A 13,324-nucleotide genomic window follows, 5' to 3' on the forward strand; every position below is an offset into this window, starting at 1 on the left:
GATTTCCAATCTCTTTACATTATTAACTCCCCGACAATGATCGAATTCTTCTCAATGAAGGGAACAAATACATCCACAGACCGGCAACAATAATCGTTCCGACTCCTCCTATAAAGGCGGCAGGTACCGTGCCGATCAGGCCGGCCACCGTTCCCGACTCAAATTCCCCAAGCTGATTGGACGTCCCGATAAAGAGTGAGTTTACGGCATTCACGCGGCCGCGCATTTCATCTGGTGTTTGCAGTTGGACAAGTGAGGACCTAATCACCACACTGATGACATCCGAACCTCCGATTAAAAATAAAGCAAACAATGAAACGATTAAACTAGTTGAAAGGGCAAAGAGCATCGTGGCCAAGCCAAAAACCGCAAGTGCACCGAACAATTTAAGTCCGATATTGTTTTTAAGCGGGTAATAAGCCAGTACCAATGAAACGATTAATGCTCCCACTGCCGGCGCAGTCCGCATTAACCCCAAGCCCCATGGACCCGTATGTAAAATATCCTGGGCGTAAATCGGTAAAAGTGCCGTCGCCCCGCCGAGCAGGACAGCAAATAAATCAAGGGAAATCGTTCCCAGTATAACAGGATGACGATAAATAAATTCTAAGCCTAAAAAAATCGAGCGTAGTGAAACTGGCTCCGATTTACGAACAAATTCATGTTGCGGACGAATCATAAATGTTAGAATAGCTCCGACCAAGAGCGCAACTGTTGCCGTACTGTATACATACGAAGCTCCAATAGAAAAAAGTAAACCGCCAATCATTGGACCCAAGATTTGGGATGTCTGCCCTGCAGTGGTGGCTAAAGAAATAGCTTGCTGCAGTATCTTTTTCGGAACCAACTGCGGTAATAGCGCTGATGAGGTTGGGCCTTCAAACGCACGGCAAGATCCAAGAATGGCCGCCGCCACCAAAATTTGGTCTCTGCCGAGCCAGCCGTCAATATTGCCATAAAGGAGCAATCCAGCAATGAACGCTTCGATAATTTGGCAAAAGAAAACTATTTTTCGACGGTCAAGCCGATCTGCCACTTGCCCAACCGCAAAGGTCAAAAATACCATTGGAATAAACTGAGCAAGACCCACTAACCCCAAACTAAAAGCGTCATGTGTCAAATCATACATTTGCCATCCGATGGCGACGGACAGCATTTGAAATGAGGTTGATGCTAAAATTCTCGAAACCCAATAGTTCCGGAAAGATGGCTGTCTAAAAAGTGAATCACCTGATTGAAGCAAAATCAAATTCACGCCCTTTTTCTCAATAATTACTTTAATTTCAGCAATATTATACTCCTTTTCATATCGATCTTCATTCCTTTAGTACTTTAGTGCGCTCTAAGCGGTGTTCCCGCATTTGGGATTCTGCCAATCCTGACTAGATTTCGCAGACTTTACATTTATACCGCAAAAATTCAACATATTTCCGCGGAAATTTTGTTCATTTCCTCAAGATTCCTTTTTTAGTTACCTTTTTCGATAATTTTTTAAGCTATAATAAAGAAAGGCATATTATATTTATCAATGCAAATATACGAAACTACGACAATATTTTTTACGTCATACTTTTATTAAATAATTTTTTCGAAAGGACTTTTCATCTTGAAGCTAAAACGGATAGGAAGTATATTATTTACTTTAACTCTTGTATTGATCTTCATCCTATTCTATTTTGATTCTAAACCCTCAACAGAATCACCAAAAAAACAGTCTGTTTCCATGCCGACTGAGCTCAATCCTGTTGTCAAGGAACGGACCGAACAATTAATTCAGCAGGCGGCGAAAAAGGGGATTGTGGTAGTGATTACGGATAGTTTCCGAAGTGCTGAAGACCAGGATAAACTTTATGAACAAGGCCGGACAACAGATGGAAATATTGTCACTAATGCCAAAGGAGGAGAGTCTTATCACAATTATGGGCTTGCCATTGATTTTGCATTAGAGACCCCATCAGGTGATGTGGTTTGGGATAGGGAATATGATCGAAATGGAAATGCAAAAGCCGACTGGGCTGAGGTAGTTAAAATGGCCAAAGCTTTAGGTTTTGAATGGGGCGGTGATTGGAAGGGATTTAAAGATTACCCCCATTTAGAAATGAATTTTGGACTGACCATTGCTGATTTACAGAATGGCGAGAGACCTGCCGGCACCTCCTTAACAGCAGATCTCGAAACAAACAATTAGCCTATTTATAGCACCGCATCTGTGGTGCTTTTTTGTTCTTTAAACATTTATATTGTACTTTTTAAAAACTCAGCAAATGCTAATACTTCTTCCGTTTCTACTTTTGTAAGTAAATACGTAGATGATGTTGGTGGAGTAATCTTATCTGGTTTTATTTCGACCAGCCTGTTCAAAGCGATTTCTTCTTTAACCACCGTAAGCGGTAAGAAGGAAACACCAAGTCCCGCCTCAATGAACCGCTTGGTTACTTCTACCTGATTCACTTTCATTGTTTTTACAGTTGGATAATGTCTCTTAATCTCGTGCAATAGATCGTCCCAATAATCTGGATGGTTATGTGTGATCAGCCTATATTTTTGAAGGACGGTTTGTTCATCTAAGGAACGCTCATTAGGCCCAACTAATCTGACAGATTCATTGTGAACCGTCTCTGTTCTTAAGTTTGTTTGAACAGGCTGAATTCTGCTTAATCCTAAGTCGGCACTTCCCGCACTGACTTCCTTTCCTATATCATAAGAGTTTAGGACATTGATAATCACTTCTATATACGGATGCTCATCTATAAATTGCCGTAATAACTCTGGTAGAAAAGACGAGGCAATTTGTGGTGCAGCAGCAATTACCAGCTTTCGATTATACCCTTGTTTCCACGATTCAAAGTCCATCATTCCTTGTTCATAATTGGTGATTAACTCCCTCGCAAGGAATAGAAACTTGTGACCTGCCGGTGTAAGAGTAACTCTATTCCCTATTCTTTCAAATAAAAGGATGTTCAAGCTTTCTTCTAATCTTTTAATATGTTTGGTGACAGCAGGCTGTGTCAGAAAGAGCTCTTCAGATGCTTCCCGGAAATTTTCATATTTTGCAGAAATGATAAAGGTTCTTACCCACTTAATATCCATATTACTCCCTCAATAACAGTTCGTTATTAAATTTCTTATTTTTTGTTAATATCCATTATTTAACTCCTCCATTATAATCGAATCAACAGGAAGATACAGTTTATTTTAAAATTTCTTACAAAAAGGAGCTGTTGCAAAATGGAAAAAATAAGGGACACTTGGAATGCCAATTTATACGATTCAAAACATTCATTTGTATCGATGTATGGGGAGAGTTTAATTGAATTATTAGCTCCTCAAAAAGGGGAAAAGATCCTTGACCTTGGCTGTGGAACGGGAGATTTAGCAAAGCAATTATCTGATTATGGTTCAGAGATTACCGGGGTCGATCAATCTGAAAAAATGATTGAACAAGCTAGAAGTAAATACCCAACTATTAAGTTCATCGTCCAAGATGCAACAAAGTTAGTATTTCATCATGAATTTGATGCAGTATTTTCAAATGCTGCACTCCATTGGATCAAACAGCCAAAGCAAGCTTTAACGTGTATTTACAACAGCTTAAAACAAGGCGGAAGACTTGTGGCTGAATTTGGAGGCAAAGATAATGTTAGGGCTATATCGGATGAATTGATTCATCAAATTGAGGCAGAAGGTTTCACTTTTAATATGGAACAATTCCCTTGGTTTTTCCCGAGTATTGCTGAATACTCTTCCTTAATGGAACAAGCAGGATTTAGAGTGACCTTTGCACAACACTTTGACCGGCCAACTCCATTGGACGGGGAAAGTGCTATAAAAAACTGGATTGATATGTTTGGAAGCAGCATGTTAACAGGTGTTCCTCAAAGTAAAAAAGCCGGTATAATAGCAAAGGTGGAAAACAATTTAAAAGAGGTTCTATATAGTGACGGCAGATGGATTGGCGATTATAAACGGATTCGTGTCATCGGCTATAAAGAATAATAAAAGGTAATAATACGGGCACTATTCACCTTAAAAATAAGCCAATACATACAAGTTATCTAAAAATAACCTGTATGTATTGGCTTATTGACTTTAACCAGCCATTATTGGAATTCCTTCATGAGATTAGGTAACAATTGTGAAATAACTTTTAAAGGGTGGCTTGATTTTTGTGTAAGACAGAGCATAATTCCACCTTCGAAAGCAGCTGTCATCAAAAGAGCAATTGAATCAGCGGTTTCTTTTGAAAGACCATCCTCTACTAACTTATTGGAATAGATCCCTTGCATCTTTATGTATAGGTACGAACAGGCATTTCGGACTGGATCACTTAATGTTGCCAATTCGCTAACGATACTGGTAAATGTGTACCCAGAAATCGAACCTTCACGATTATAGTTTTCAATTAATTTTTCAATCATAGCCAGTGTGGCCTCTTGCGTAGTTTGATATCGTTTGAAAATATCTTCAATGTCTGTCGTAATTGACTCACTCATTGACTTCAGACAGGCGATAAGTAATTCTTCTTTTCCATTCGGAAAATGATGATAGAGCGAACCTTTTGAAATGTTACATGTTTTCAAAATTTCGTTTAGCCCTACACTTATATATCCTTTTTGCTGGAAAAGAGTGGTCGCAGTGTCGATTATCATCGATTTTGTATCCATTTCCGTGGTTAACCTCCTCAGTACTTCTGTTTATTACACTATCAAAAATTTTTTCTATTTCAAGTTTTTGTTGTTAATCTTTTTATTCCTATATGAAAATACATACTAATGTGGAATAAATCATCCTGGTTTTACATTTTTATTTATTTTACAAGATCCAGCAAAATGGAACATACCTGTTTTCTAATTACTGAATTTACCTATCTGTTACAGGAATTTCACAATAAATAAAGGAAGGACAAAAAGCATTCTACGACCGTTCCTTGAATGCTTTTTGTCCTTTTTTAGAGTATAAAATTTTTGATCAGGAAAAATTATACAGGAGATCAATGATAAATACCGAATTATTTACCATAATTAAAGGGAAACAAGTTTTTCACCAAAACCCCAAAATCATTTGTCGGCAAATCTATATGGAGCAAGTATATTCTGCTTTCCTATTATCTTGAACAGCTACTCTTTCTACCGCTTCGGTCACCATTTTATGAACATTTAAATCTAATGGATGCGGAACCAAATCTCCAGGTTTGGTACATGCTGCGATCGTTTCGGCAGCAGCGACTAGCATAGGATGGGTGATTTCACTAGCTTGTGCGTTTAAAACTCCTCGAAAAATACCGGGAAATCCAAGAACATTGTTAACAGAGCGGCCATCTGCTGCATAAGCAGCTCCGGCTTGCAGGGCTACTTCCGGTTCAATCTCTGGTTTTGGGTTCGATAAGGCTAGAATCACCTGTCCCGGACGTACCCATTGCTTTTGAATAAGTCCAGGAACACCTGTCGTTGCGATAACGATGTCACAGGTATTCATTAACATTTCAATATTATCAACTGGATGACCGCCATAGTTCGCTAACCGCGCCTTCGCATCTGGACTTTTATCTGCTCCAAAAACATCCTTTACTCCGTATGCCATAAGCATTCGAGAAATCGCCAAGCCTGCCGCTCCAAGGCCAATCTGTCCAACTTGTGCATTTTTCAAGTCAATACCGGCACTTTTACATGCTGAAATCGTTGCAGCCAGAGTGACAACAGCAGTTCCATGCTGATCATCATGCATAACCGGAATATCCAGCTCCTTCTTAAGTCGTTCTTCTACCTCGAAACAGTGTGGAGATCCAATATCTTCGAGTAAAATACCACTATACCCTGGAGAAATATTCATCACCGTCCGTACAATCTCATCCGGGTCTTTCGTATTTAGAAGAATCGGAATCCCATTAATGCCGGCTAATTGGTCGAAGAGTACAGCCTTCCCCTCCATAACTGGCATTCCGGCAACAGGGCCGATGTCTCCCAAGCCAAGAATCGCTGTTCCATCTGTAACGATAGCTACCGAATTACCTATACTCGTATAAATTTTTGCTTTATCCGGTTCTTTCTCGATGATTCGGCAAACATTGGCCACACCTGGTGTATAAACTCTTCTTAAGTCGGCTAATGTTTTAAGATCCACTTTGCTTTTCATATGAATCTTCCCTCCTTCATGTGCGTGAAGGACTTCATCTGAAACAGCATGAAGACGAATTCCCCCGTCTAACCGGGAGAGAGCGTCTGCCAATTCTTCTATCTGCTCCTCATGATCAACTTGAACAGTAATATTACGTATTGTGTAATTTGGACCTACTTTTACCGTTTGTATTTCCCCTATATCTCCTCCTGCAAGACCAATTGTCGTTGCTACTTTCCCAAGATTACCAGGGATTGAAGGCGTTTCCACCATCAACGTCCGAATGATTTGTTTGCTCATCATCTAATTCCTCCAACTACTTGTCTATGGATGGGGAAGGGAAGAAGTGACTCCCATTTTCCTCTTTGATGTAAACATTTTATTCCATTCCCTTTGACCATTTAAATAAATGATTTCCTATTCGTAATATAAGAGTTGATATACTTAGAACTACAAAACTCTACAAAAACTTACAAAGGTAATTTATACCTATAACTGAAAATTTGCTATACTTTAAATTTAACTTGGAAACACTCGACATATAACAGGTAAGCAGGGAGAAGGGGTACCTTATTTTTTAATCATTTAAGATATCGATTTTTAGGGGAGGCCAGAAGAACTTGAAAATAAAAAAACCCATTTTAGAGTTCTGCCAATTAATCCTCTAAAATGAGCCGCTTCGATTCGAAATAAAGAACTTGGATAAATTTCTTCGTATTAATTCGCGTACTGGCAGGAGAAGAGTTAGGATTTCTTTGTAATTCGGTCATCTTCTTGCGCACAATCGTAAAATCAAAAAACTTGGAAGCATAATTTTCGAACTTGGGATTTGAGAAATCTGTTAAACCCAGCGACGCTAAATGATTGATCGATTGGTAAATCGCTCTTCTTACCCTTTGTTCAGAGGCTCTTACTTCCCGCTGGATATCAATTTGTGCCGCGGGTGCCCCAATCTTTTTTAAAGTAATTTGCACAAAGATTTTTTTAAGAGGCGGAAATTGCTGTTCGTACGTATGATATTGTTCATATTGATCTAAATATTGGAGGATATCCAGTAAATCTTTGCTGCCGCTTTCACCTAAGATACCTAATTCAGATAAGAGAAACTCACCAGCTGTAACGATACTGGTTTTCTTCAATGCATTTGCTGTTTCCTGTTTTGGCTGCTGTAAACCAAACACGGTATTTAATGATTTTTGAATCTCTGCAATCGACCTTTCCAACTGGATTCGCTCCATTACTTTTCGGATAACAGTCAACACTTCAAGGCGATTTATTGGTTTTGAAATATAATAATCAACATCAAGTGAATAGGCTTCACCGATTAATTCCTTTGATTCCACTTGTGAAATCATAATAATTTTACCTGTAAATTGCCCTTTTAAGCGGCGAACCGTTTCAATTCCGTCACGAACAGGCATTAATAAATCGATAAATAGAATATCCACGTATTTAAGGATCATTAAGTTTTTATCGAGCATGGAGCCATCTTCGGCTTCTCCGATAATCTCGCCCAGATCCTCATCCTCGATTATTCGCGCCAACATTAAACGATGCACCTCATCATCATCTACTATATAAAATTTCATCGAGTTCCCCTCTTTCGACTAGGCTTTTTATCGGAAGTTTTATGGTAAAAATTGCTCCGGCATTTTCCGAACCATTTTGGAGATCCACACATCCCCCAAGTTCTTCGGTAATTTCTTGTACATAAGAAAGACCAATGCCTGTTGATGGCGTGCCGGCGTGATCAAATTTTAAAGTAAATCCTGGTTTAAAGATAAAGCTTTTATCCTTTTCAGATACTCCGGGACCATCGTCCTCTACTTGAAACCATACAAACTGATTCTCCAGTTTTACATAAATAGCTATTGTTCCCTTCTCCTCAATAGCTTCTACCGCATTTGCCACTAAATTATTGATCAACGATAAAACTAGATAGGCATGATATTCCGGATGTTCACCATCAATTTGATAGCGAAATTCAATCTTCTTTCCTAATGAACTGGCATATTGTTCATTTGTTCGGATCATGGCCGGGACAAGTTCATGGATATCCATGTAATCGGAAAACTTTTCATCTTCAATCAACCTGAATAGACCAGCAAAAATCCGTTGATTGTCTTTTTTGATATCGTGTACTTCTCCAGCAATTCGTAATGCCCTGTTACTAAATTGCTCTAAGGAAAGTCCTGTTTGTTTCATATATTCATTTATGTCCCGATATAGATCGTATGATGTAATTGTAATATTTTCTGCGTTTTTTAGTACTTTTTTCAACTGAACGGATTCCACATACAAATTCGATAACAGCATCAATAAGTAATGGTTTTTTTGCCGAATTTGCCTCTCTCTTATTTTTCCTTCATATAACTTCATCATACTAAAAAAGGAAAGCACAAAAAAGCTGCGAAAAATGGCTATGATAAAGATCTGGGTTAGTTTTGACAGGGAAAGGTAGTCTCCGTCAGCCACATGCTGAAACATCAGTTCCGTTAAACTAGATATCATTTCAATGGTAATGCCTAATACTCCGATAATCCAAGGACGGCTGTGGAACTGATTCAATTTTAATAGATAAAACAGGAGTACGAACATAAAATAATAAAGGGAAGATGGATAGCGTGTTTGAACGGAAGCCAGCAAATCGAAATGATCCTGTGTAAGCCAGTCTAATCCTACCCGAAAAGAAAGAATAGATAGTGCTGTACAAATACCGAGTAAAATCGGTGAAATGCCCCGCAATAATAAGAGAGAAAAGAAAAAAATTGGGGTACCCAGACTAACACGGAATGTATCATGAAAAGGATAAAATTTTAACTCTCCCGCTAACGGAACTGCAACTAGAATAAATATAAAGACAAATAAATTACTTTTAATTAATTGGTTGATTTTCAAACGATTCACTTCCTGTTAATATCAACAGATATAAATATAAATAACGAATCCAACACAGGCAAATACCATCTATGCTGAATTCGTTATGCAAGTTTAGAAAAGTATACAATGGTAAAAACGAAAAGACAACTTAGTTATAAAAAATACAGTTTATTCTCTGTCCAAAAGCGATGCCCCGGAAATGCCTGGGTTGGTCATTTCGTAAGGGTTTAAAATCAGATCAAGCTCTTCCTCTGTCAGTACATCATATTTCAAGCATAATTCACGTACTGGTTTACCTGTTAAAATGGCCTCTCTTGCAATACGCGCAGCGGCTTCATATCCAATATGGGGATTAACAGCGGTAATAACTCCCACGCTTCTTTCAACATATTCTTTTAACTGTTCCGAATTTGCTTCAATCCCCATCAGGCAGTAACCCGTAAACGTACGAAAGGCATTATTCATGATGCTGATAGATTCAAGCAAATTAAATACAAGCACAGGCTCCATTACATTTAATTCAAGCTGCCCTGCTTCGGAAGCTAGGCAAATGGTATGATCATTTCCAATTACTTGAAAGGCTACCTGGTTAATCATCTCGGCCATGACCGGGTTAACCTTGCCCGGCATAATAGATGAACCCGGCTGACGGGCTGGTAATGTGATTTCCCCAAGTCCTGCACGGGGACCTGACGCCATTAACCGTAAATCATTTGCGATTTTGGACATGTTCATCATACATACTTTCAGCGCCGCCGATACCTCAGTGTAAGCATCCGTATTTTGAGTGGCGTCGACAAGATGTTCAGCCCCCAAAAGCGGCAGTCCGGAAATAGCTGCTATATGTTTGACCACATTTTCGATATAGCGGGGATCTGCATTTAAGCCTGTACCAACTGCCGTTGCCCCCATATTGATTTCATATAAGTGCTGACGTGATTGTTGGATCCGTTTAATATCGCGCTCCAGGACCCGGCTATACGCTTCAAACTCTTGACCGAGACGGATTGGCACGGCATCCTGAAGATGTGTTCGTCCCATTTTAATCACATCATCAAATTGATGTGCTTTCTGTTTAAAAGCTGCCAGCATCTGCTGCATCGTATCCAATAGCTTTTCAATTAATTGAAGAGTAGCAATATGAATCGCGGTTGGAAACGCATCATTTGTAGATTGTGACATATTCACATGACTATTTGGACTTACATTCTTATACTCGCCTTTTTCTTTCCCAAGAAGTTCGAGCGCACGGTTAGCAATGATTTCATTCATATTCATATTCATGGATGTTCCTGCGCCGCCTTGAATGGGGTCTACGATAAATTGTTCATGCCACTTACCTTCTATTATTTCCTCTGCTGCCTGAACAATGACCTTGCCGATTCCTTCATATAACCGTTTTGTATCCATATTCGCTAAAGCAGCTGCTTTTTTGACAATTGCCAGCGCTTTAATTAACTGTTCGTGAACACGATAGCCTGTAATCGGGAAATTTTCAACTGCCCGCAGTGTTTGTATGCCATAATAAGCATCTGCCGGGATCTCTTTAGATCCTAAAAAATCCTTTTCTATTCGTACTTGAGTACTTGTCTCGAAAGCTGACATGATACTCCCTCCTATTCTCAATAAAATTACGCTACATTTGACTCTTTAGACTCTTTAATGGAATCCACATATTGTTTTGCTTTATCTTGGTCAAATTTGCCTTCCCATTTTGACATAACGATTGTCGCCAAAGAATTTCCAAGAACGTTAACTGCCGTCCTAATCATATCCAAAATACGATCAATACCTGCAATGAACGCAACTCCTTCTATAGGAAGTCCCATTGTGCCAAGTGTTGTTAAAAGGACCACAAACGACGCACCCGGAACACCAGCCATTCCTTTTGATGTAAGCATTAACACAAGCAGCAATGTAATTTGCTGCATGATGGATAAATGAATTCCATACATTTGTGCCACAAAAAGTGAAGCAAGAGCTTGATAGATGGATGATCCGTCCAGGTTAAATGTATAGCCTGTTGGAATTACAAAAGAAGTAATTGATTTTGGGCAGCCAAACTTCTCCATCTTATCCATAAGTCTCGGTAAAACAGATTCAGAGCTTGCTGTTGTAAACGCCAGAATGAGCTCATCTTTCAGTACCTTCATGAGAACAAAAATACTTGTCCCAGAGATTTTCGCAATGACACCAAGAACAACGAGGACAAAAAATATCATTGTTACGTAAACAGCCAGCACCAGTTTTCCAAGAGGAAGTAACGAGGCAGCTCCAAATTTTGCAACGTTCACCCCAATGAGTGCAAATACTCCAACAGGGGCTAATTTCATAATAAGATTCGTTACCCAAAAAACCGCTTCCAATATACCTTCAAAAAATGTTAGAACAGGCTTTCCTTTTTCTCCTATTGCTGCAATTCCCAATCCTAAGAAAACAGTAAAGAAAATGATTGGAAGTAAATCACCTTTAGTCATAGATTCAAATACGTTTGTCGGAACCAGATGTACAATCGTTTCCCCTACACTCGGAGTTCCAGTCGTTTTCATTGTTTCTTCATACTTTGAAATGTCATTTGCCTTAAGAGCGCTCGTATCTACACCTGCCCCAGGCTGAAATAGATTTGCCGCCAATAATCCAATCGCAATAGCAAAAGTTGTAACGCTTTCAAAATAAAATAGCGTCTTTCCGCCTAACTTTCCTAATTTTTTGATGTCTCCCACACCAGCAATAGAAACTATTAATGCCGCGATAACAATTGGCAATACAATCATCTTAATCAAATGGATAAAAATGTCCCCTATAGGAGCTAATATGGCCATCGCTGTCTCATTTCCATAAAAAACGATACCAACGATAATCCCGAGTATAAGTGCAACAAAAATTTGTGTAGCCAATCCAAATCTTTTCATTGAAAAGCTCCCCCTTATTTGTTCTCAAGCATGTTTTGTATCTTTATCAGGACACATGACAGGCTATGTTTTTACTCTATTAGAAACCTACTCGATTACACAAAAATCTACAAAAAATCTAAAATAAAAAAATTTTTTTTTTAATTATTACTATTTTCATTCTTTTTTTGGAGATTGAATGGCTGGCTGGGACGGTAGGCCGATGTTGGAATTAACTCGGGTACGTCAAAAAAACCCTTGCCAAAGCAAGGGTTTTTTCTCAAATAAAAGACATCATGAGTTAGTTCCAATAATAATGCCAAATTCCTTTCTTCATTTCCTTATTAATTTCCCCTTGTATTTCAAGATAATCTAGAGTACCAATAACTTCAGACATAATATTGAAAAAGTGCTTTTCATACTTTTCTTTATATCTTAATTGAGCAATTCCACTTGCAGTTGAAATTCCTGATTTAATCATGTTTATATATTTGCCGGCTTTTACATCTATCTCTTTAATTCTCTTTTTTAATAAATCAACAGGATTTTCGATCATATTACCGTGACCTGAAAAAACGAGTTCTACATCCATTGACAAACATTTCTCTAATGACTGCCTTTGTTGTACCAAGGACTTGGTAAGGCTACCATAAAACCCACAAGTTTGTTCTCAACCTCGGCGACAAAAATCATTTATTTTTTTTTGGATAAAAATTTTTCTATTGAGGTTCTTTGTTGTTCAACCGTTGTTTTTTTCTCGCCGGGTTCATATAACATAAAGCCTGACTCATCTACTTTTTTACTTAACTCTAAAAATCTCTCTGCATCTATTACATCAATTGGTCTTATTATCATGCATTTTTCCCCTTTAATAGGCTAATCTTTCACTAACCCTCCTCTTAGTTTAGAGATACCGAATTCGAGGTAGCCTTTTAGACAGCCCAACATAAAAACCCAGCCTTCTTTATTGTCTATCAACTGACTTACAAAATCAGCATCGTTTTCATGGAATCCATCTTCAAGAATTTCAATGATGGTAGTAGAATGGTCTACCTCTTTTAATGTTATCGTTACTACGTGACCTTCTCCATTTCCCCCCCACCGGAAAACAATTTTCTTATTGGTCTCGATTTCGATTATTTCTAATTCTAATTGTGCATTGTACTCTTCGTATCTCACTGTAACGGTCTTGCCTTGCTCCCACCTTTCAGAACTCGATGAGAACCAGAAGTTTCCGATCTTCGACGGATCTACAAACGCCTCAAATACTTCATCCGTGGGTCTTAATATCTTAAATTTTGTAAGATTGTTCATACTTATCATCCTTCTTTTTCCGTTTATTCTCTAATGATTGAACTTATTCGTTCGCTTTATACTTTTACTTCTAAATTATTTCGTACCATATTGTCCAAGCTATTCTTAGCCCATCTCCATTAGAA

Annotated in this window: 13 protein-coding genes; 2 read left to right on the forward strand and 11 right to left on the reverse strand. The window is 38.5% G+C overall.

The annotated features are described in order from the left end of the window. Positions 1-22 precede the first annotated feature (22 nt). Positions 23-1,255: an MFS transporter gene (locus COD92_RS18930; RefSeq protein ID WP_218011288.1), complete on the reverse strand. Its 1,233-nt coding sequence runs from the start codon at positions 1,253-1,255 to the stop codon at positions 23-25. Positions 1,256-1,606: 351 nt separating this feature from the next. Here COD92_RS18930 and COD92_RS18935 point away from each other — a divergent pair, with 351 nt between their 5' ends. After that, entirely contained in the window at positions 1,607-2,188 is a 582-nt protein-coding gene (locus COD92_RS18935; protein WP_098530995.1) for a M15 family metallopeptidase, read from the forward strand. Between the two features lie 47 nt (positions 2,189-2,235). Here COD92_RS18935 and COD92_RS18940 read toward each other — a convergent pair whose 3' ends face one another. Beyond that, positions 2,236-3,090, reverse strand: coding sequence for a LysR family transcriptional regulator (locus COD92_RS18940; protein WP_098530994.1), 855 nt, complete (start codon positions 3,088-3,090; stop codon positions 2,236-2,238). Between the two features lie 138 nt (positions 3,091-3,228). On the opposite strand from COD92_RS18940, the gene COD92_RS18945 reads away from it, so the two are divergent. Continuing rightward, complete coding sequence (locus COD92_RS18945) at positions 3,229-3,996, forward strand: class I SAM-dependent methyltransferase (RefSeq protein WP_098530993.1); 768 nt, start codon at positions 3,229-3,231, stop codon at positions 3,994-3,996. Positions 3,997-4,100: 104 nt separating this feature from the next. On the opposite strand, the gene COD92_RS18950 is transcribed toward COD92_RS18945, so the two are convergent. From COD92_RS18950 to COD92_RS18985, 9 genes are all read right to left on the reverse strand, one after another. Then, on the reverse strand, positions 4,101-4,664 hold the full coding sequence (locus COD92_RS18950; protein WP_098530992.1) for a TetR/AcrR family transcriptional regulator: 564 nt from the start codon (positions 4,662-4,664) through the stop codon (positions 4,101-4,103). A 409-nt stretch (positions 4,665-5,073) separates the two neighbouring features. Continuing rightward, positions 5,074-6,417: an NAD-dependent malic enzyme gene (locus tag COD92_RS18955; protein WP_098530991.1), complete on the reverse strand. Its 1,344-nt coding sequence runs from the start codon at positions 6,415-6,417 to the stop codon at positions 5,074-5,076. Positions 6,418-6,770: 353 nt separating this feature from the next. After that, positions 6,771-7,703: a response regulator gene (locus COD92_RS18960; RefSeq protein ID WP_098530990.1), complete on the reverse strand. Its 933-nt coding sequence runs from the start codon at positions 7,701-7,703 to the stop codon at positions 6,771-6,773. Continuing rightward, on the reverse strand, positions 7,681-9,021 hold the full coding sequence (locus COD92_RS18965) for a sensor histidine kinase (RefSeq protein ID WP_255286675.1): 1,341 nt from the start codon (positions 9,019-9,021) through the stop codon (positions 7,681-7,683). The genes COD92_RS18960 and COD92_RS18965 overlap by 23 nt, the downstream gene beginning before the upstream one ends. 141 nt (positions 9,022-9,162) lie before the next feature. After that, complete coding sequence (gene aspA / locus COD92_RS18970; RefSeq protein WP_098530988.1) at positions 9,163-10,599, reverse strand: aspartate ammonia-lyase; 1,437 nt, start codon at positions 10,597-10,599, stop codon at positions 9,163-9,165. Positions 10,600-10,625: 26 nt separating this feature from the next. Beyond that, on the reverse strand, positions 10,626-11,906 hold the full coding sequence (locus COD92_RS18975; RefSeq protein WP_098530987.1) for a cation:dicarboxylate symporter family transporter: 1,281 nt from the start codon (positions 11,904-11,906) through the stop codon (positions 10,626-10,628). Between the two features lie 280 nt (positions 11,907-12,186). Then, the gene (locus tag COD92_RS32120) at positions 12,187-12,477 is read right to left on the reverse strand and encodes a hypothetical protein (RefSeq protein WP_176541235.1); all 291 of its coding nucleotides are present in this window, start codon (positions 12,475-12,477) and stop codon (positions 12,187-12,189) included. A 101-nt stretch (positions 12,478-12,578) separates the two neighbouring features. Further along, positions 12,579-12,740 (reverse strand): hypothetical protein, encoded by a 162-nt coding sequence (locus COD92_RS32125; protein WP_176541234.1) that lies wholly within the window; start codon positions 12,738-12,740, stop codon positions 12,579-12,581. A gap of 21 nt (positions 12,741-12,761) precedes the next feature. Beyond that, positions 12,762-13,199 (reverse strand): SRPBCC family protein, encoded by a 438-nt coding sequence (locus COD92_RS18985; protein ID WP_098530986.1) that lies wholly within the window; start codon positions 13,197-13,199, stop codon positions 12,762-12,764. Positions 13,200-13,324 lie beyond the last annotated feature (125 nt).

The organism is Bacillus sp. AFS037270 (assembly GCF_002585305.1).